Genomic DNA, 18,465 nt, shown 5'->3' with positions numbered 1-18,465 from the left:
GGGACCCGTGGCCTGTTACAGCTCGGCTGCAGTACCGCCCTGAATACGCCCGCGCGGGACGGGCTGTCGGTGCCGGCTCGTAGACTCCCCTGCGTGGACACGACCCTTCAGGACCCCCTCGTCGGGCAGCTGCTCGACAGCCGTTACCGGATCGAGGGGCGCATCGCGGTCGGCGGGATGGCCACGGTTTACCGGGCCGTGGACACCCGCCTCGACCGCGTGCTCGCGCTCAAGGTGATGCACCCCACGCTGGCGGCCGACGCCTCCTTCGTGGACCGCTTCATCCGCGAGGCCAAGTCGGTCGCCCGCCTCTCGCACCCGAACGTGGTCGGCGTCTTCGACCAGGGCGCCGACGCCGGTTACGTCTATCTGGCGATGGAGTACATCGCGGGCTGCACGCTGCGCGACGTCCTGCGCGAGCGCGGCGCCCTGCAGCCGCGGGCCGCGCTCGACATCCTGGAACCGGTCCTCGCCGCGCTCGGCGCCGCGCACCGCGCCGGGTTCGTGCACCGCGACATGAAGCCCGAGAACGTCCTCATAGGGGACGACGGCCGGGTCAAGGTCGCCGACTTCGGGCTCGTCCGCGCGGTGGACACCGTCACGAACACCACCGGCACCGTCCTCGGGACCGTCTCCTATCTCGCCCCGGAGCAGATCGAGCACGGCACGGCGGACACCCGCGTGGACGTGTACGCGTGCGGGGTCGTGCTCTACGAAATGCTGACCGGCGCCAAGCCGCACTCCGGGGACTCCCCGGCCCAGGTGCTCTACCAGCACCTCAACGAGGACGTGCCGCCCGCCTCGGCGGCCGTCCCGGGGCTCGCCTTCCAGCTCGACGAGCTGGTCGCCTCCGCCACGGCCCGCACCCCGGACGTGCGTCCGTACGACGCGGTGGCGCTCCTCGCCCTCCTCAGGGAGGCGCGGGCCGCCCTCAGCGAGGAGCAGCTGGACGCGGTGCCGCCGCAGGCCCGCGCGGCGGGGCACGACAACGCCGAGGACCGCACCAGCGTGATCCCGCGCGCGGCGCGCTCCGTGCGGCTGCCGCTCCCGGCCGACGGCGAAGAGGGCGAGCAGCAGGGTGACCAGGACCGGCAGGACCCGCTCAACCGCACCAGCGTCCTGACGACACCGCCGCCCGCACCCCCCGCCCCCGCGCGGTCCGGTCGCCGGCGGCTCGACCCGCGCCGCCGCACGATCGCGGTGGTCGCCGCGGTGCTGCTCGTGCTCGGTCTCGGGGCGGGCGTCTGGTACATCAACTCCGGCCAGTTCACGGAGGTCCCGCCGCTCCTGGCGAAGACCGAGGCGCAGGCGAAGCAGCGCCTCGAAGACGCCGGGCTCGAAGTGAAGGACGTCGAGCGCGAGTACAGCGAGACCGACAAGCGCGGCACGGTCATGGACACCGACCCCGCGGTCGGCGACCGCATCCGGCAGAACGGCCAGGTGACGCTGACCGTCTCGCGGGGCCCGGAGACCGTCAAGGTGCCGAACGTGAAGGACATCCCGCTGGCCTCGGCGAAGAAGGAGCTGAAGAACTCCGGCCTCGCCCCGGGCATGGTCACCAAGGCCTTCAGCAGCACCATCGAGAAGGGCTCCGTGATCAGCACGGATCCGCGCGCCGGTTTCACCCGCAAGGCGGATTCCGCCGTCGCCCTGGTCGTCAGCAAGGGCCGCGAGATCAAGGCCCCCGACGTGACGGGCGACTCCGAGGCGGACGCCACCGCCGAGCTGGAGGACGCCGGGCTCAAGGTGGAGATCGCCACGGCCCGGGTCTACTCCGACGAGGACGAGGGCGACGTCGCCGAGCAGTCCCCCCGGGAAGGCAAGTCGCTCGCCGAGGGCGACACGGTCGAGCTGACGATCTCCAAGGGCCAGCCGCTGGTCGAGGTCCCGGACGTGACCGGGATGAAGGTCGACGACGCCGTGGACGAGCTGGAGGAGGCGGGCTTCGAGGTGGAGAAGGACCGCGGTCTGTTCGGCCTCTTCGGGGACACGGTGAAGGAGCAGTCGGTGGACGGCGGTGACGAGGCCCGCAAGGGCTCGACGATCACCATCGAGATTCGCTGAACCCTGGCTTCCGCAGGCCCGGGGACCATGACCGGGCAATGACCAATCACACCCCGCACCGATGCCCGCGCGCCCCCGCGCGCATGCCACCCTTGACGGCGTGAGCAGCAAAAAGTCCTCCCGTACGGCGTCCCCGGGTGCCGCGTCCCGCAACCCCGTCGGCGGCCATGTCCCCGTCGCCGGCGGTCTCGCCTCCGTAGGGCTCTCGTACGCCCGTGACATCCGTGCCGAGGCCGTCCAGGTCTTCGTCGCCAATCCGCGCGGCTGGGCTACCCCGTCCGGCAACCCCGAGCAGGACGAGGAGTTCCGCGCGGCCTGCGCCGCCGAGGGCGTCCCGGCGTACGTCCACGCGCCCTACCTCATCAACTTCGGCTCGCACACCGAGGCGACCGCCGAGAAGTCCGTGGAGTCCCTTCGGCACTCGCTGCGCCGGGGCCGTGAGATCGGCGCGCTCGGCGTCGTCGTGCACACCGGCTCGGCGACCGGCGGACGGGACCGGGAGGTCGCCCTGAAGCAGGTGCGCGAGCTCGCGCTGCCGCTGCTCGACGAGCTGACGCACGACGACGACCCGTTCCTGCTCCTGGAGTCGACGGCCGGCCAGGGCGCCTCGCTCTGCTCCCGCACCTGGGACTTCGGGCCGTACTTCGAGGCGCTGGACTCCCACCCCAAGCTGGGCGTCTGCCTGGACACCTGCCACATCTTCGCCGCGGGCCACGACCTGACGGGGCCGAGCGGCATGAAGCAGACCCTGGACCTCCTCGTGGACACGGTCGGCGAGGGCCGTCTGAAGCTCGTGCACGCCAACGACTCCAAGGACGTCGTCGGCGCCCACAAGGACCGTCACGAGAACATCGGCACCGGCCACATCGGCGAGGACCCGTTCCGCGAGCTGATGCTCCACCCCGCCACCGAGGGCGTACCGCTGATCATCGAGACGCCCGGCGGCAAGGAGGGGCACGCGGCGGACGTGGCGCGGCTGAAGGGGCTCAGGAGCACCCGGTGACCGCCGGGCGGGACTCCGAGGCCACGGCCTAGAGTTCGGGGCCGTCCCCGGGCTCCTCCTGGTAGGAGTAGCGCTGCTCCCGCCAGGGGTCGCCGACGTTGTGGTAGCCGCGCTCCTCCCAGAAGCCTCGGCGGTCGGCGGTCATGTACTCGATGCCGCGGACCCACTTGGGGCCCTTCCAGGCGTACAGATGGGGCACCACGAGCCGCAGCGGGAAACCGTGCTCCGCGGTGAGCAGTTCGCCGCCCTTGTGGGTGGCGAAGATCGTGCCGTCGGAGGCGAAGTCCGCCATCCGCAGATTGGAGCTGAAGCCGTACTCGGCCCAGACCATGACGTGGGTGGCGTCGGCCGCGGGCGGGGCGAGCTCCAGGAGCGTGCGGGCCGGCACGCCGCCCCACTCGGCGCCCAGCATGCTGTACTTCGTGACGCAGTGCAGGTCGGCGACGACCGTCGCGTACGGCAGGGCCGAGAAGTCCTCGTGGGTCCAGCAGTGCTTCTCGCCGTCGGCGGTGGCCCCGAAGACCCTGAACTCCCAGCGCTCCGGGCGGAACTTCGGCACCGGGCCGTAGTGCGTGACCGGCCAGCCGCGCTGCAGCCGCTGACCCGGCGGAAGCTCCGGATCCGCTGCCTGTCGAGATGCGCGTTCCGTCGGCTGACCCATGACTCCATCCTGACAGACCGGGGACAGTGGGCGTGACCAGACGAAGCCGGACAGATGCGGATTCGGGCAACTCCTACTAAGCGTGCACTTACTGGACGGCTTCCGAACACCGGTGCAAAGATGCGCGCTACCTGCCCAGTCACCGTGTGGAAGGAGCCTCTGCGATGCAGGGCGACCCCGAGGTCATCGAATTTCTCAATGAGCAGCTGACCGCCGAGCTGACGGCGATCAACCAGTACTTTCTCCACGCCAAGATGCAGGAGAACTTCGGCTGGACCAAGCTCGCCAAGTACACCCGGTCCGAGTCCTTCGACGAGATGAAGCACGCGGAGGTGCTGACCGACCGGATCCTGTTCCTCGACGGCCTGCCCAACTACCAGCGGCTCTTCCACGTGCGGGTGGGCCAGACGGTCACCGAGATGTTCCACGCGGACCGGCAGGTCGAGGCGGAGGCGATCGACCGCCTCAAGCGCGGGATCGAGGTGATGCGGGCCAAGGGCGACATCACGTCCGCCAACATCTTCGAGTCGATCCTCGCGGACGAGGAGCACCACATCGACTATCTCGACACCCAGCTGGAGCTGGTGGAGAAGCTGGGCGAACCGCTCTACCTCGCACAGCTCATCGAGCAGCCGGAGAGCTAGAGCCCTGGAGCCACAGGACTAAGCGGCCTCGTCCAGGGCCGAGAGCACCGGCTCACCCTGGTCGGCCAGCTCGCGGCGCGGGCACGCGCCCCGGCCGAGCAGCGCCTGGATGCGTCGTACGCACGAACCACAGTCCGTGCCCGCCTTGCAGGCCGACGCTATCTGGCGGGGGGTGCAGGCGCCGTCCGCCGCGTGTTTCTTCACCTGCGCCTCGGTGACCCCGAAGCAGTTGCAGACGTACACGCGGTTCACCTCCCGGACAGGACTCATCGGTAGCGCCGTCCCGATTGATCGGTGAGGCTAACCTAACCTTACCCACGACCCCTGGCACACAAAAGCCCCGGTACGCCGGTGGGGCGCGGATCACATGGATCCGCGCCCCACCACCGCGTACTTCCGGGAATTTACTGGTCGCGGTACATCTCGGCGACCAGGAACGCCAGGTCGAGCGACTGGCTGCGGTTGAGCCGCGGGTCGCAGGCCGTCTCGTAGCGCTGGTGCAGGTCGTCGACGAAGATCTCGTCGCCGCCGCCCACGCACTCGGTGACGTCGTCACCGGTCAGCTCGACGTGGATGCCGCCCGGGTGCGTGCCCAGCGCCTTGTGGACCTCGAAGAAGCCCTTCACCTCGTCGAGCACGTCGTCGAAGCGGCGCGTCTTGTGGCCGGAGGCCGCCTCGTAGGTGTTGCCGTGCATCGGGTCGGTGATCCAGACGACGGTCGCGCCGGACGCGGTGACCTTGTCGACCAGCTCGGGCAGCTTGTCGCGGACCTTGTCGGCGCCCATGCGGACGATGAAGGTCAGCCGGCCGGGCTCGCGGTCGGGGTCGAGGCGCTCGATGTACTGGAGCGCCTCCTCGGCCGTGGTGGTCGGGCCGAGCTTGACGCCGATCGGGTTGCGGATCTGCGAGGCGAACTCGATGTGCGCGTGGTCCAGCTGACGGGTGCGCTCACCGATCCAGACCATGTGGCCCGAGGTGTCGTACAGCCGGCCAGTGCGGGAGTCGACGCGGGTCAGCGCCGCTTCGTAGTCGAGCAGCAGCGCCTCGTGGGAGGCGTAGAACTCGACGGTCTTGAACTCCTCCGGGTCGGTGCCGCAGGCCCGCATGAAGTTGAGCGCGTTGTCGATCTCGCGGGCCAGCTGTTCGTAGCGCTGGCCGGAGGGGGACGACTTCACGAAGTCCTGGTTCCAGGCGTGCACCTGGCGCAGGTCGGCGTAGCCGCCGGTGGTGAAGGCGCGCACCAGATTGAGCGTGGAGGCGGACGCGTTGTACATCCGCTTCAGGCGCTCGGGGTCCGGGATGCGGGCCTCTTCGGTGAAGTCGAAGCCGTTGACGGAGTCGCCCCGGTAGGTCGGGAGCGTCAGGCCGTCGCGGGTCTCGACCGGCTTGGAGCGCGGCTTGGAGTACTGCCCCGCGATACGGCCGATCTTCACGACGGGCACGGACGCCGCGTACGTGAGGACGGCGCCCATCTGGAGGAGGGTCTTCAGCTTGTTCCGGATGTGGTCGGCCGACACGGCGTCGAAGGCCTCGGCGCAGTCGCCGCCCTGGAGCAGGAACGCCTCTCCCTTGGCTACAGAGGCCAGTCGGGCGCGCAGCTGGTCGCACTCGCCCGCGAAGACGAGCGGCGGATACGACTCGAGGTCCGCGATCACATCGCGCAGAGCCTCGGCATCGGGGTACTCGGGCTGCTGCGCCGCGGGCAGGTTTCGCCAGGTGTTGCCGCCGGTGGCGGTGGTCTTAGCGTTCACGGTCACCTCGTCAACATTACGGGGTACGGGCCGCCGTCCATTCACCCGCTCACCAAGTGAGACGGACCCGACACGGAGGAGCGTCCGGCCTCCTCCACCCGATCGGCCTCCTTGGCCCGTTCGGCCGCGCTCGGGGCCGCGAGGGCGAGTCGGCGGTGGACGCGGCGGAGCATCATGCGGGCCATGACGGGGTGCGCCAGCCTGACGGGGCCCCAGTAGAGCCGGGAGCGCCGGGTGTCCGCCCGGACGGCCGTGCTGAGGGTGATGTGCCGCTCGTCGACCAGGATCGAGGCGCGGGCCGTCAGACCTGCCGTGTCCACGTCCATCAACAGCTCGCCGCCCTCGCGGGCGACGACCGGGAAGGCGTCGCGCAGGACGCCGGTCCAGGCCGCGGGGTCGCACGGCAGACCGGGGAGCAGGTCCATGCGGTACGCGTCGCGGTAGTGGGGGTTCTCGACGGCGCCGCGGATGAGGTGGGCCGCCTCGGGGGTCTCGACGGTCTCGGGGCGGGCCCAGGAGAGACGGTTCAGGAGCCGTACGCGGCGGGTCCAGCGGACGGGGCGGGCGACTGCGCCCGTGGCCGCCCGCTCGATGTTGTCGAGCACCTCTTCGACCATCGTCTCGTGCACGGGCCGGATGACGGTGGGCCACAGCAGCCGGTCCGCGCCGCGCAGCCGGCATTCGAGGACGTGGCGCACGCGGCAGTGGCCCTGGCCCTGGCCCTGGCCGAGTGGCTCCACCGTCATCTCGTGGAAGCCCTCGTCGGGCGCGGTGAGGTCGAAGCGGACGCGGCGGCCGGGCTCGTACTCCGTCACTCGGTACCGGAGCGCGCCGTGGCCGCCGCTCGCGCCGACGGCGAGCGGGCCGTCGAAGGTCATCGCGGGCCAGGCCGGCGTGGGGAAGACCGGGTCGTCCTCGGCGGAGAGGCGGTCGAGCAGGGCTCCGACCGTCGCCGCCGGGGCGGCGATCACGCGCTCGTGTTCGTTGCGGACCGTGCTCATCGCGTACCTCCATACGCTGGCGTATGGTCAGTGACCATACGGTACCGTACGGTCATGGTGCAACGGCAGCGGAGGACGACCCCGGCGAAGCCCCGGCTGACCGCCGACGACTGGGCGGACGCCGCGCTGACGGCGATCGGCGAGGGCGGCCTCGCGGCCGTCGCGGTGGAGCCGCTCGCGGTCCGCCTCGGCACCACCAAGGGCAGCTTCTACTGGCACTTCGCGAACCGTGACGCGCTCATCGAGGCCGCCCTTGAGCGATGGGCGAAGCTCCACACCGAGGGCATGATCAGCCACGTGGAGGCCGAGCCGGACCTCCGCAAGCGGATCCGGCTGCTCTTCGCCGAGGCGATCACCTCCGCCGCGTCCGGCCCCCTGGAGGTCTCCCTGCTGGCGACCGCCGGGCACCCCCAGGTCGCCGCGGCCCTGCGGAAGGTGACCGAGCGCCGGGTGGCGTACGTCGCCGAGCTGTTCACGGGCCTCGGCTTCCCCGAGGCGCAGGCCCGCCGGCGCGGTCTGCTCGCGTACAGCGTCTACCTGGGCCACACCCAGCTCGGCCACGCGGTGCCCTCGGTGGTGCCCGCCGACGAGGAGCTCGGGCCGTATCTCGACGAAGGCCTCGACGTCCTGATGATGCGCTAAGGTGCCGGACATGCACGCGCAGACGACGACTCGAAACTGGTGGTGGCCCGCTCATCCGGCGGCCCACTGACTGCGCGTATCCACAGACTCGCGAAGGCCGCCCGAGGGGCGGCCTTCAGTGTTTCCCGGGACTGCCGGGGCCGGGCCGTTCCTCTCCGAGTGAGAAGGAACAGACCCCATGCAGACGACAGAACCTGCGCAGCAGCCGACGGTCCTTTCGGACCTCCTGTCCGACGACCGCCCGTTCGCCCTGCTGCGCCGCCGCACGCCCGGCCGCGACCACGACACGGTCGAGGTGCTCGTCGGCCCGACGGGCACATACGACCGCCTCGCGGACATCCCCGAGGGCCTCGCGCTCGTGCCCTTCCGGCAGATCAGGGAGCGCGGCTTCGACGTCCGCGACGACGGCACGCCCCTGACCGTCCTCACCCCCGAGGAGACGTACGAGATCCCGCTCGACGCGGCCCTGTCGGCGCTGCCCGCCCACGAGGTGCGGGTCGAGGGCGGTGCCTTCGACGTGGACGACGCGGCGTACGCGGACATCGTGGGGCGGGTCCTGCGCGAGGAGATCGGGCGGGGCGAGGGGGCCAACTTCGTGATCCGTCGTACGTACGAGGGTGAGATCCCCGGCTTCGGCAGGGCGGACGCCCTCGCCCTCTTCCGACGGCTCCTGGTGGGCGAGCGGGGCGCGTACTGGACGTACGTCGTGCATACCGGAAATCAGCAGGGGCCCGAAGGGCCTTCCTTGGAAGGGCGGGGGCGGGAGACGGGCGGGCGGACGCTCGTCGGGGCGAGTCCCGAGGTGCACGTGCGGATGTCCGGCGGGACGGTCGTCATGAACCCGATCAGCGGCACCTACCGCTACCCGGCCGACGGACCGACCCCCGACGGCCTGCTCGCCTTCCTCGCCGACGGCAAGGAGATCGAGGAGCTGTCGATGGTCGTCGACGAGGAGCTCAAGATGATGTGCACCGTCGGTGACATGGGCGGCGTCGTGGTCGGGCCGCGCCTGAAGGAGATGGCGCACCTCGCGCACACGGAGTACGAGCTGCGCGGCAAGTCGTCGCTCGACGTGCGCGAGGTGCTCAAGGAGACGATGTTCGCGGCGACCGTCACCGGCTCGCCCGTGCAGAACGCCTGCCGGGTCATCGAGCGGCACGAGGCGGGCGGGCGCGGCTACTACGCGGGCGCCCTCGCGCTCATCGGCCGCGACGCGGGCGGCGCGCAGACCCTGGACTCCCCCATCCTGATCCGCACCGCCGACATCTCACCCTCCGGGAGGCTGCGGGTGCCGGTCGGCGCGACGCTCGTGCGCGGCTCCGACCCGGCGGGCGAGGTCGCGGAGACCCATGCGAAGGCGGCGGGGGTGCTGGCCGCCCTCGGGGTGCGTCCCGGGCGGCCCCGCCACGAGGAGGTGCGCCCCGCCCTCGCCGACGATCCGCGCGTGCGGGCGGCCCTGGACGGGCGGCGGGACCGTCTCGCGCCGTTCTGGCTGCGGATGCGGGAGCCGAGCGGCCTGCTCTGCGGCCACGCCCTGGTCGTCGACGGCGAGGACACCTTCACGGCGATGCTCGCGCACCTGCTGCGCTCCTCGGGCCTGACGGTCACCGTGCGGCGCTACGACGAGCCGGGGCTGCGCGACGCCGTGCTCGCGCACGAGGGGCCCGTCGTGCTCGGCCCCGGGCCCGGCGACCCCTCGGACACCGCCGACCCGAAGATGCGGTTCCTGCGCTCGCTGGCCGCCGACGTCGTGCGCGACCACCGGTACGGCGTGCTCGGCGTCTGCCTGGGCCATGAGCTGCTCGCCGCCGAGCTGGGCCTGGAGATCGTCCGCAAGGAGGTCCCCTACCAGGGTGCGCAGACGCCGGTCGAGCTCTTCGGGCGGACGGAGACCGTCGGCTTCTACAACAGCTTCGTGGCGCGCTGCGACGACGAGGCCTCGGTGGAGCTCGCGGCGCACGGCGTGGAGGTCAGCAGGGACGCGGCGACCGGCGAGGTGCACGCGCTGCGCGGACCTGGCTTCGCCGGGGTGCAGTTCCACCCGGAGTCGGTGCTGACGCTGCGCGGGACGGCGATCGTGCGGGAGCTGCTGTCCGGGGTGCTCGTCTAGCCATGGCGGCTATGGGGTGGGGGCCGCCGGAACCAGGACGTTCTCGTTGTGGCGGCCCTCCGTGTAGTCCAGGACGTTGCGCAGGGTGGTGTCGACGATCTGGCCGACGGCGTCCTCGGTGTAGTACGCCTGGTGGGACGTGACCAGCACGTTCGGGAAGGTCACGAGGCGGGCGAGGGTGTCGTCCGCCATGGCCTCAAGGGACTTGTCGAGAAAGAAGAGGCCCGCCTCCGCCTCGTACACGTCAAGGCCCACGCCCGCGAAGCGCCCGGCGCGCAGCTCCGCGACGAGGGCCTCGGTGTCGATGAGGCCGCCTCGGCTGGAGTTCACCAGGATCGCGTCGTCCTTCATCAGGCGCAGCGCGTCGGCGCCGATGAGGTGCTGCGTCGAGGGGAGCAGCGGGACGTGCAGGCTGATCAGGTCGGCCTCGGCGAAGAGCGTGTGCTTCTCGACGTACCGCATGCCCAGCCCGGCGCAGGCGGGGTTCTCCACGGCGTCCCAGCCGAGCAGTCTCATGCCGAAGCCGTGCGCGATCCGGGTGAACGCCTCGCCGATCCTGCCGGTGCCCAGTACGCCGACGGTGCGGCCGCGCAGGTCGCGGCCCATCAGCCCGTCGAGGCGGAAGTCGAAGTCGCGGGTGCGGTTGCCGGCGCGGACGATGCGGCGGTTGACGGCCGTCGCGAGCGTCCAGGCGAACTCGGCCACGGAGTACGGCGAGTAGGACGAGACGCGGGCGACGGTCAGACCGAGGCGCTCGGCGACCCGGAGGTCGATGTTGTTGAACCCGGTGGAGCGCTGGGCGATCATCCGCGTCCCGCCGGCGGCGAGGGTCTGCAGGACGCGGTTGTCGAGGGTCGCGTTGACGCTGGAGGAGATGATCTCGTAGCCCGCGGCGATGGGGGCGGTGTCCTCGTTGAGGAAGACGTCGAGGCAGCGGATGTCGTGGTGCCCCTCGAAGGCCTTCTCGATCAGCGGCTTCTCGTCGGACTGCACGCCGAAGGCGAGGATCTCCATGGGCGTGAGTCTAGGTACCGCCTGCCGGGACGGCACCCGGAGCCGGAGCCGGGTCCGGGGCCGTCCCTACGTGGCGCGCCTCAGCCGAAGAACACGCCGACCTCCTCGTACAGCGCCGGGTCCACCGTCTTCAGGCAGGCCGTCGCCTCCGCGATCGGGACCCGCACGATGTCCGTGCCCTGGAGTGCGACCATCTTGCCGAAGTCGCCGTCGCGCACCGCCTCGATCGCGTGCAGCCCGAAGCGGGTGGCGAGCCAGCGGTCGAAGGCGCTGGGGGTGCCGCCGCGCTGGACGTGCCCGAGGACGGTGGTCCTCGCCTCCTTGCCGGTGCGCCCCTCGATCTCCTTGGCGAGCCACTCGCCGACGCCGGAGAGCCGGACGTGCCCGAAGGAGTCCTGCGTACCGTCCTTGAGGACCATCTCGCCGTCCTTGGGCATCGCCCCTTCCGCGACGACGACGATCGGCGCGTACGACGCCTTGAAGCGCGAGGTCACCCAGGCGCAGACCTGGTCGACGTCGAAGCGCTGCTCGGGGATGAGGATGACGTTCGCGCCGCCCGCGAGGCCCGAGTGCAGGGCGATCCAGCCCGCGTGGCGGCCCATGACCTCCACGACGAGGACGCGCATGTGGGACTCGGCGGTGGTGTGCAGGCGGTCGATCGCCTCGGTCGCGATGCCGACGGCGGTGTCGAAGCCGAAGGTGTAGTCGGTGGCGGAGAGGTCGTTGTCGATGGTCTTCGGGACGCCGACGACCGGGACGCCGTACTCGTCGGTGAGGCGCGCGGCGACGCCGAGCGTGTCCTCGCCGCCGATCGCGACGAGGGAGTCGACCTCGTACTTGGCGAGGTTCTCCTTGATGCGGCGCACGCCGTTCTCCGCCTTGAACGGATTGGTGCGCGAGGAGCCGAGGATGGTGCCGCCGCGCGGCAGGATGCCGCGGACCGCGGGGATGTCGAGCCGGACGGTGTCGCCCTCCAGTGGACCGCGCCAGCCGTCCCGGAAACCGACGAAGCCGTAGCCGTACTCCTGCACGCCCTTGCGGACGATGCCCCGGATGACGGCGTTGAGCCCGGGGCAGTCGCCGCCTCCGGTCAGTACGCCAATTTTCTTGGCCCCCATGGAACAGTCCCTTCGCCTCAGTGACCTGATACGGGTCACGCTAATGGTGATCCAGGTCACTCAGGGATGGGGCGAACGGTCAATTCCCTTACGGGGTACGGGGATTGATCATGTGCGTTCACTCGTACGAGGGGTCAGGCGTCGTCGGCCTTGTCGATACCGCGCTCTATCGCGTACCGCACGAGTTCCACCCTGTTGTGCAGCTGGAGCTTGCCCAGGGTGTTCTGGACGTGGTTCTGCACGGTGCGGTGGGAGATGACCAGGCGCTCGGCGATCTGCTTGTAGCTCAGGCCCTTGGCGACCAGTCGAAGGACCTCCGTCTCGCGGTCGGTGAGCCGCGGGGCCTTCGGGTCGTCCGGGGTGCCGGCCGCGGGCTCGGTGGCCAGGCGGCGGTACTCGCCGAGGACCAGTCCCGCAAGCCCTGGGGTGAAGACCGCGTCGCCGACGGCCGTGCGGCGCACCGCGTCGATCAGCTCCTCAGTGGACGCCGACTTCAGGAGATAGCCGGTGGCGCCGGACTTGACCGCCTCCAGGACGTCGGCGTGCTCGCCGCTCGCGGAGAGGACGAGGACACGCAGCGCGGGATTGGCGCCGACCAGCTCCTTGCAGACCTGGACGCCGGGCTTCAGCGGGAGGTTCAGGTCGAGGACGAGGACGTCGGGGGCGGCGGCCTGCGCGCGGCGGACGGCCTGCTCGCCGTCCCCGGCGGTGGCGATCACGTCGAGTCCGGCCTCCGCGAGGTCACGGGCGACCGCGTCACGCCACATCGGGTGGTCGTCGACGACCATGACCTTGATGGCCGGTTCCGGGCGCTGGTCCTGTCGCTGGTCCGGGCGCCGACCCTGTCGCTGGTCCTGTCGCTGGTCGCTCATCGTGCCTTTCCTGCCTTCCCCCGTGCGTCCCGCGCCGCTTCGCGCGGGACTTTCAGTTCCACTTCTGTGCCCTGGCCCGGCACCGAGATCAGCTCGGCCGTGCCGCCGATGTCCCGCAGCCGTCCCCGGATCGACAGGGCGACGCCGAGGCGTCCCTCCCCCTCGGCCTCGGCGAGCCGGCCCTCCGGGATGCCCGGACCGTCGTCCCTGACCGTCACGATCACCTCGCCCGGCTCGTCCTCGACCAGGATCCAGGCGTGCGCGTCCGCTCCGGCATGTCTTCGGACATTGTCCAGTGCGGCACTGACAGCGGCCGCCAGCTCCCTCGCGGCGGGCGGTGCGAGGAGCACCGGGGCGCCCGGTTCGGAGAGGGTCACCTGCGATCCGGCGTGCGGGGCGAGCAGCGGGCGCAGATCGCGGGGCTCCGCGTCGTCGGGCTCCTCGTCCGGCTCCTCGACGGCACGTACGAGCGCGCCCTGCGAGGCGTCCTCCGAGGCCCGCGAGGCGGGCACCAGGCCCCCGGCGACCAGCGTGCGCAGGGCCACCTCCTGTTCGCCCGCCATCCGGCCCAGCTCCGCCGCCTCGCCGCCGATGGCGGTGCCGCGCCGCTGCACCATGGCGAGGACCTGCAGCACGCTGTCGTGGATGTCGCGGGCGAGGCGTTCGCGCTCGCGGGTCGTGGCCTCGATCTCCAGCGCGCGGGCGAGGGTGCGCTCGGAGGCGCGGGCCACCTCCACGACGTATCCGATGGCGATGGAGGCGATGCAGACGAGCAGGACGTTGTGGACGGTGTCGCGGCTGAACGCCCCGCGCTGCACCACGTTGGCGACGCCCACCAGCAGGGACGCGAAGGCCGCCCAGCGCCAGCCGCCCTTGATGGCGTACGCGAGGACGGCGCCGGCGGTCCAGATGGTGGGCAGCGTCGGACCGCCGTCGACGATCCGCTGGTGGGAGTCGGCGAGAGGGGTGAGCAGAATGCCCACGAGGGCCACGGTCAGGTCGATGACGAGGAACCGCTTGGTGCAGCTCGCGGCGTTCGCCACGCTGCGCAGCGTGCCGAGCGTCCAGCCGGCCAGCACCGCGTAGTAGACGACGGCCAGCCAGGGGCGGTCGAGTTCCTCGTGCGCCGTCGCGAAGAGGCCGATCGCGTACAGCATCGTCAGGACGCGGTAGCCGGCGAGCGCGCGCCAGAGCGGCTGCTCGACCGACATCCTCATGACGCGCTCGCGCTTGGCCATGCCCCCCACCGCCCTGTCCCCCGCTGCCGTCTTTCCACCGCCGTCTGCCCGCCCCCGGACGGACGCGGCTAGGAGCCGGACCGTTCCTTGTCCCCCGACTGCCCGACCGACTTCTCGACCGATTTCTCGACCGCCTTGGCGGCCCTGGCGGCCTCGGTGATCTGGCGCTTCGCGGCCGTCGCGTACACGTCGACGTACTCCTGGCCGGAGAGCTTCATGATCTCGTACATGACCTCGTCGGTCAGCGCCCGCAACACGAAGCGGTCCTGCTCCATGCCCTGGTAGCGGCGGAAGTCGAGCGGCTTGCCGATGCGGATACCGGGGCGCATCAGCTTCGGCATCAGCTTGCCGGGCGGCTGGATCTTCTCCGTGTCGATCATGGCCACGGGAAGCACCGGCGCGCCCGTGGCGAGCGCCACGCGCGCGAGGCCGCCGGGCTTGCCTCGGTAGAGGCGCCCGTCGGGCGAGCGCGTGCCCTCGGGGTAGATGCCGAAGAGCTCGCCGCGCTCCAGGACCTCGATGCCGCTCTTGATGGCCGCCTCGCCCGCGCCGCGCGCGCCGGAGCGGTCCACGGGGAGCTGGCCGACGCCCTTGAAGAAGGCGGCGGTGAGCTTGCCCTTCACACCGGGTGAGGTGAAGTACTCCGCCTTGGCGATGAAGGTGACCTTGCGGTCGAGGACCGCGGGGAGGAAGAAGGAGTCCGAGAACGAGAGGTGGTTGCTCGCCAGAATCGCGGGGCCCTCGGCGGGGACGTTCTCAAGGCCCTCCACCCAGGGCCTGAAGCCGAGCTTCAGCGGCCCTCCGATGGCAACCTTCATTGCGCCGTAGATCAAACCGAGTGCCTCCTGTTGGTGTGGATCAGACCTTAACCCGGGGTACGGCCAATGGGCCCGACGACCCTGGTCGGTGTCAGCCCGGTCGCGTACGGTGAAGTACTCCTCCCATCCCCTTGAACCCCCCTTCCACCTCTCACGAAGGAGACCGAAGGTGCCGGTCCTCCCCGGAGCCGAGCCGTACCGCCACGATGGCGGCGAGGTCGGCGTCCTGCTCTGCCACGGCTTCACCGGATCCCCGCAGTCGCTGCGCCCCTGGGCCGAGTATCTGGCGGAGCGCGGCCTGACCGTCTCGCTGCCGCTCCTTCCGGGGCACGGCACCCGCTGGGAGGACATGCAGATCACCGGCTGGCAGGACTGGTACGCGGAGGTGGAGCGCGAGCTGCGCGGCCTCCTGGAGCGGTGCTCGCAGGTCTTCGTCCTCGGCCTCTCCATGGGCGGCACGCTGACGCTGCGCCTGGCGGCGAAGTACGGCGACGCGATCAGCGGCATCGTCCTGGTCAACCCGGCGAACAAGCTGCACGGCCTGGCGCCCTACGCGCTGCCGGTCGTCCGTCACCTCGTACGGACGACGAAGGGCATCGTCAGCGACATCGCCAAGGACGGCTCGGTGGAGATCGGGTACGACCGCGTACCGCTGCACGCCGCGCACTCCATGCGTCTCTTCTTCCGCATGGTCGACGGTCAACTGCCGCAGGTGACGCAGCCGTTGCTGCTGCTCCACAGCCCGCGCGACCATGTGGTGTCGCCCGCCGACTCGGCCCGCGTCCTCAGCCGCGTCTCGTCCACGGACGTCAGGGAGATCCTGCTGGAACAGAGTTACCACGTGGCGACGTTGGACCACGACGCGGACCGGATCTTCGAGGAGAGCTACGCGTTCATCGGCCGGCTCGCTCCCAGTGTGGGTAAGGAAGGGACGGCCACAGGTGGCTGAGCATGAGGCGGACCGCGACGAGAGCCGCGACCCGGAGAAGAGCGAGGCGTCCGGCGACGACGGGCTGCCGGTGGACGAGGACGCCGCCTGGCAGGCGATCGTCGCGGGGTACGGCGAGGAGCCCGCGGACCCGCCGGGCGCGAAGCCCTTCAAATCGGTGGAGGACCTGGCACTCCTGGAGTCCGAGACGAACGGCCCGGCGGGCGGCCCCACGCAGGGCGGCCTCACGAAGGACGCGCCCGGGAAGGACTCCACCGGCCCGGACCGCGACGCCGGCTCGGATGCCGAGTCCGATGCCAAGAACGCCAAGCCCGACGCCAAGAACGCCGAGCGCGACGCCAAGCCCGGCGGAGAGCCCGGCGCCGGCAAGCCGCTCGGCAGCTCCGTCTCCTTCGCGCCCGGCGTCGGCGGCCCGCGCGACTACACCACCCCCGAGCCGTCCGAGGACGACTTCGACGCGGACGACGAGGGTCACTTCGTGCCTCCGGAGCCGCCGCCGCTGCCCGAGGCCGACGTGACGGCCAAGTTCGCCTGGCTCGCCGTGCTCGGCGGCCCGCTGCTCATCCTGCTCGCCGTGCTGTTCGGCTGGCAGATGACATGGTGGCTGACCACGCTCGGCGTCGGCGGCTTCCTCGGCGGCTTCGCCACGCTCGTGACGCGGATGCACAGCGGGGACGACGACGAGGACGACGACCCGGGACGCGGCGCGGTCGTCTGAGCCCGGCGCCCCAGCGCACCCTGAACCTCACGGAGCAGGGGGAACCCTGAGAGCGGCCAGGACCGGAAGGTGGTCCGTGGCCGCCCTCAGGTCCGTCTCGCGCACGCCGGGCAGGTCCAAGGGCACGCCGCAGCCGAGGACTTCGATGCCCGGCGTGACGAACAGCGCGTCGATGCGCTGACGCGGATCGACCGGCGTCGAGGTGTTCTCGCCGCCCCAGGGCCTCGCCGTCCAGCAGTCCCGCAGCTCGGCCGCGAGCCTGCGGAACGTCCGCCCGTGGGGCCGTTCGTTGAGGTCGCCGCCCGCGACCGCGTGCTCCACGCCCATCCCGGCGAGCCGGTCGAGCAGCATCCCGCCCTGCTCGTACCGCTCGTCGGCCCGCAGGCTCAGGTGGCAGCTCAGGACGCCGAGCCGGGCGCCGCCGAAGCGGACGACGGCGGTGGCGAAGCCGCGCCGGTGCAGCCCCGGGGTGAGCGGGAGCAGCACGTCCTCGGTCCGCTCGACGGTCGCCCGCAGGGAGCAGAGCAGCGCGGGCCCGGCCGCCGAGCCGCCGCCGGAGAGGATCACCAGATCGGCGGCGCGCGCGAGGCGTGCCAGCTTCTTGCGCCAGCGGAAGAACCGCGGCGCCTCCTGGATCAGGACGAGGTCGGGGGCGCAGGCGGCGATGGTCCGGGCGAGCGCGGCGGTGTCGTCGCGCATCGAGCGGATGTTGTAGCTGAGTACCCGGATGACGGCCGAACCGTCCGGTTCGGTGCGGGAGTTGGGGAGCGTACCCATGGGACTCGTCGACATGGCGATCAAGATACGACAGTGCCCGCCGCTCCTCTGCGGGGCGCGGCGGGCACGGTCGTACGGACTGGCCGGTCACACCGGACCGGCCGGTCGGTCACATGACGGGGTCGGGCTCCCGCGCCAGGTCCGCCGCGCCGACCAGACCCGCCTTGTTGCCCAGCTGGGCGGCGATGACCTGGGCCTCGGGGCGCCAGGCGGCGCCGACGAGCCAGCGCTTGAAGGATTTGCGGATCGGGTCGAGCACCAGCTCGCCCTCGTCCGAGAGGCCGCCGCCGACGATGAACGCGGACGGGTCGAAGAGCGACGCCAGGTCGGCGAGGCCGGCGCCCGCCCAGCGGGCCAGCTCGCGGTAGGAGTCGATGGCCACGGCGTCGCCCTGCCGGGCGGCCATCGAGATGTGCTTGCCCTCGATGCCCTCGGGGGTGCCGTCGCCCAGCGAGAGGAGGTACTCGGCGTTCTCGGGCGTCGCGTTGGCCCGCTGGCGCGCGTACCGCACGAGGGCGCGCCCTGAGGCGTACTGCTCCCAGCAGCCCTGGCTGCCGCAGCCGCAGAGCAGGCCGTCCGGGACCATCCGGATGTGGCCGAACTCGGCGGCCACGCCGAAGTGGCCGCGGCGCAGCTTGTTGCCGATGATGATGCCGCCGCCGAGGCCGGTGCCGAGCGTGATGCAGATGACGTTGCGGTGGCCCTTGCCGCCGCCGAACTTGTACTCGCCCCAGGCCGCGGCGTTGGCGTCGTTCTCCACGACGACCGGCAGCCCGACGCGCTTCTCGACCTCTTCCTTCAGCGGCTCCTGCCGCCAGTCGATGTTCGGCGCGAAGTAGACCGTGGAGCGCTGGCGGTTGACGTAGCCGGCGGCGCCGATGCCCACGCCGACGATGTCGTGACCCGCTCGTGCGCCTTCCACGGCGGAGGCGATCGCGTCGACGATGGCCTCGGAAGTACCAGGGGTCGGCACCTTGAAGGTCGAGAGGATGTTGCCGTCCTCGTCGACCACTCCGGCCGCGATCTTGGTGCCGCCGATGTCGACGCCGATGGTGAGTCCCATGAATCCCTCAGTTCGATCGAGC

The 18,465-nt window shown here is 71.3% G+C and carries 19 protein-coding genes; 8 read left to right on the top strand and 11 right to left on the bottom strand.

What is annotated here, in order from left to right; translation table 11 throughout:
- Nucleotides 1-93: 93 nt before the first annotated feature.
- Nucleotides 94-2,064 (top strand): Stk1 family PASTA domain-containing Ser/Thr kinase, encoded by a 1,971-nt coding sequence (pknB, locus tag ACWDZ7_RS10610; RefSeq protein WP_451796312.1) that lies wholly within the window; start codon nt 94-96, stop codon nt 2,062-2,064.
- Nucleotides 2,065-2,125: 61 nt separating this feature from the next.
- Complete coding sequence (locus ACWDZ7_RS10605; protein WP_451796311.1) at nt 2,126-3,067, top strand: deoxyribonuclease IV; 942 nt, start codon at nt 2,126-2,128, stop codon at nt 3,065-3,067.
- Between the two features lie 28 nt (nt 3,068-3,095).
- Here ACWDZ7_RS10605 and ACWDZ7_RS10600 read toward each other — a convergent pair whose 3' ends face one another.
- On the bottom strand, nt 3,096-3,728 hold the full coding sequence (locus ACWDZ7_RS10600) for a sulfite oxidase-like oxidoreductase (RefSeq protein ID WP_451796310.1): 633 nt from the start codon (nt 3,726-3,728) through the stop codon (nt 3,096-3,098).
- A 164-nt stretch (nt 3,729-3,892) separates the two neighbouring features.
- On the opposite strand from ACWDZ7_RS10600, the gene bfr reads away from it, so the two are divergent.
- A complete protein-coding gene (gene bfr / locus ACWDZ7_RS10595) occupies nt 3,893-4,372 on the top strand; it encodes a bacterioferritin (protein WP_451518268.1) in 480 nt (159 codons plus the stop codon).
- An 18-nt stretch (nt 4,373-4,390) separates the two neighbouring features.
- Here the strand turns inward: bfr and ACWDZ7_RS10590 are convergent, their stop codons facing one another.
- The 3 genes from ACWDZ7_RS10590 to ACWDZ7_RS10580 form a co-directional block, all read right to left on the bottom strand.
- Nucleotides 4,391-4,642, bottom strand: coding sequence for a (2Fe-2S)-binding protein (locus ACWDZ7_RS10590; protein ID WP_451796309.1), 252 nt, complete (start codon nt 4,640-4,642; stop codon nt 4,391-4,393).
- Nucleotides 4,643-4,776: 134 nt separating this feature from the next.
- Complete coding sequence (locus tag ACWDZ7_RS10585; RefSeq protein WP_451796308.1) at nt 4,777-6,129, bottom strand: class II 3-deoxy-7-phosphoheptulonate synthase; 1,353 nt, start codon at nt 6,127-6,129, stop codon at nt 4,777-4,779.
- A 35-nt stretch (nt 6,130-6,164) separates the two neighbouring features.
- Nucleotides 6,165-7,124, bottom strand: coding sequence for an SRPBCC family protein (locus ACWDZ7_RS10580; protein ID WP_451796307.1), 960 nt, complete (start codon nt 7,122-7,124; stop codon nt 6,165-6,167).
- Nucleotides 7,125-7,178: 54 nt separating this feature from the next.
- On the opposite strand from ACWDZ7_RS10580, the gene ACWDZ7_RS10575 reads away from it, so the two are divergent.
- From ACWDZ7_RS10575 to ACWDZ7_RS10565, 3 genes are all read left to right on the top strand, one after another.
- A complete protein-coding gene (locus ACWDZ7_RS10575; protein ID WP_451796306.1) occupies nt 7,179-7,766 on the top strand; it encodes a TetR/AcrR family transcriptional regulator in 588 nt (195 codons plus the stop codon).
- Between the two features lie 10 nt (nt 7,767-7,776).
- Complete coding sequence (locus ACWDZ7_RS10570; RefSeq protein ID WP_106977022.1) at nt 7,777-7,836, top strand: trp operon leader peptide; 60 nt, start codon at nt 7,777-7,779, stop codon at nt 7,834-7,836.
- Between the two features lie 108 nt (nt 7,837-7,944).
- Complete coding sequence (locus tag ACWDZ7_RS10565) at nt 7,945-9,876, top strand: anthranilate synthase family protein (protein ID WP_451796305.1); 1,932 nt, start codon at nt 7,945-7,947, stop codon at nt 9,874-9,876.
- A 9-nt stretch (nt 9,877-9,885) separates the two neighbouring features.
- Here the strand turns inward: ACWDZ7_RS10565 and ACWDZ7_RS10560 are convergent, their stop codons facing one another.
- The 5 genes from ACWDZ7_RS10560 to ACWDZ7_RS10540 form a co-directional block, all read right to left on the bottom strand.
- The gene (locus ACWDZ7_RS10560) at nt 9,886-10,890 is read right to left on the bottom strand and encodes a 2-hydroxyacid dehydrogenase (protein WP_451796304.1); all 1,005 of its coding nucleotides are present in this window, start codon (nt 10,888-10,890) and stop codon (nt 9,886-9,888) included.
- A gap of 80 nt (nt 10,891-10,970) precedes the next feature.
- Nucleotides 10,971-12,008: a 6-phosphofructokinase gene (locus ACWDZ7_RS10555; RefSeq protein WP_451796303.1), complete on the bottom strand. Its 1,038-nt coding sequence runs from the start codon at nt 12,006-12,008 to the stop codon at nt 10,971-10,973.
- Nucleotides 12,009-12,142: 134 nt separating this feature from the next.
- On the bottom strand, nt 12,143-12,796 hold the full coding sequence (locus tag ACWDZ7_RS10550; RefSeq protein ID WP_451796521.1) for a response regulator: 654 nt from the start codon (nt 12,794-12,796) through the stop codon (nt 12,143-12,145).
- Between the two features lie 80 nt (nt 12,797-12,876).
- Nucleotides 12,877-14,118: a MacS family sensor histidine kinase gene (gene macS, locus ACWDZ7_RS10545; protein WP_451796302.1), complete on the bottom strand. Its 1,242-nt coding sequence runs from the start codon at nt 14,116-14,118 to the stop codon at nt 12,877-12,879.
- A gap of 68 nt (nt 14,119-14,186) precedes the next feature.
- Nucleotides 14,187-14,951 (bottom strand): lysophospholipid acyltransferase family protein, encoded by a 765-nt coding sequence (locus ACWDZ7_RS10540; RefSeq protein WP_451796301.1) that lies wholly within the window; start codon nt 14,949-14,951, stop codon nt 14,187-14,189.
- A 154-nt stretch (nt 14,952-15,105) separates the two neighbouring features.
- Here ACWDZ7_RS10540 and ACWDZ7_RS10535 point away from each other — a divergent pair, with 154 nt between their 5' ends.
- On the top strand, nt 15,106-15,885 hold the full coding sequence (locus tag ACWDZ7_RS10535; RefSeq protein WP_451796300.1) for an alpha/beta hydrolase: 780 nt from the start codon (nt 15,106-15,108) through the stop codon (nt 15,883-15,885).
- Nucleotides 15,878-16,603 carry a hypothetical protein gene (locus ACWDZ7_RS10530; RefSeq protein WP_451796299.1) on the top strand — a complete coding sequence of 242 codons (726 nt, stop codon included), beginning with the start codon at nt 15,878-15,880 and terminating at the stop codon, nt 16,601-16,603. Before ACWDZ7_RS10535 ends, ACWDZ7_RS10530 begins: the two co-directional genes overlap by 8 nt.
- A 27-nt stretch (nt 16,604-16,630) precedes the next feature.
- Here the strand turns inward: ACWDZ7_RS10530 and ACWDZ7_RS10525 are convergent, their stop codons facing one another.
- Together ACWDZ7_RS10525 and ACWDZ7_RS10520 are read right to left on the bottom strand one after the other, a co-directional pair.
- Nucleotides 16,631-17,380: an endonuclease/exonuclease/phosphatase family protein gene (locus tag ACWDZ7_RS10525; RefSeq protein WP_451796520.1), complete on the bottom strand. Its 750-nt coding sequence runs from the start codon at nt 17,378-17,380 to the stop codon at nt 16,631-16,633.
- 109 nt (nt 17,381-17,489) lie between these two features.
- Nucleotides 17,490-18,443, bottom strand: coding sequence for an ROK family glucokinase (locus ACWDZ7_RS10520; RefSeq protein ID WP_451796298.1), 954 nt, complete (start codon nt 18,441-18,443; stop codon nt 17,490-17,492).
- Nucleotides 18,444-18,465: the final 22 nt, after the last annotated feature.

This window comes from Streptomyces sp. NPDC003032, from assembly GCF_053591415.1.
This window is presented reverse-complemented; position numbering and strand designations above follow the sequence as displayed.

What these genes read in the sequence shown, in the direction of transcription:
- ACWDZ7_RS10605 (WP_451796311.1), top strand. Translation starts at nt 2,126, where the DNA reads ATGCCCGCGCGCCCCCGCGCGCATGCCACCCTTGACGGCGTGAGCAGC.
- ACWDZ7_RS10600 (WP_451796310.1), bottom strand. Translation starts at nt 3,728, where the DNA reads ATGGGTCAGCCGACGGAACGCGCATCTCGACAGGCAGCGGATCCGGAG.
- bfr (WP_451518268.1), top strand. Translation starts at nt 3,893, where the DNA reads ATGCAGGGCGACCCCGAGGTCATCGAATTTCTCAATGAGCAGCTGACC.
- ACWDZ7_RS10590 (WP_451796309.1), bottom strand. Translation starts at nt 4,642, where the DNA reads ATGAGTCCTGTCCGGGAGGTGAACCGCGTGTACGTCTGCAACTGCTTC.
- ACWDZ7_RS10580 (WP_451796307.1), bottom strand. Translation starts at nt 7,124, where the DNA reads ATGAGCACGGTCCGCAACGAACACGAGCGCGTGATCGCCGCCCCGGCG.
- ACWDZ7_RS10575 (WP_451796306.1), top strand. Translation starts at nt 7,179, where the DNA reads ATGGTGCAACGGCAGCGGAGGACGACCCCGGCGAAGCCCCGGCTGACC.
- ACWDZ7_RS10565 (WP_451796305.1), top strand. Translation starts at nt 7,945, where the DNA reads ATGCAGACGACAGAACCTGCGCAGCAGCCGACGGTCCTTTCGGACCTC.
- ACWDZ7_RS10560 (WP_451796304.1), bottom strand. Translation starts at nt 10,890, where the DNA reads ATGGAGATCCTCGCCTTCGGCGTGCAGTCCGACGAGAAGCCGCTGATC.
- ACWDZ7_RS10555 (WP_451796303.1), bottom strand. Translation starts at nt 12,008, where the DNA reads ATGGGGGCCAAGAAAATTGGCGTACTGACCGGAGGCGGCGACTGCCCC.
- ACWDZ7_RS10550 (WP_451796521.1), bottom strand. Translation starts at nt 12,796, where the DNA reads ATGGTCGTCGACGACCACCCGATGTGGCGTGACGCGGTCGCCCGTGAC.
- macS (WP_451796302.1), bottom strand. Translation starts at nt 14,118, where the DNA reads ATGGCCAAGCGCGAGCGCGTCATGAGGATGTCGGTCGAGCAGCCGCTC.
- ACWDZ7_RS10525 (WP_451796520.1), bottom strand. Translation starts at nt 17,380, where the DNA reads ATGGGTACGCTCCCCAACTCCCGCACCGAACCGGACGGTTCGGCCGTC.
- ACWDZ7_RS10520 (WP_451796298.1), bottom strand. Translation starts at nt 18,443, where the DNA reads ATGGGACTCACCATCGGCGTCGACATCGGCGGCACCAAGATCGCGGCC.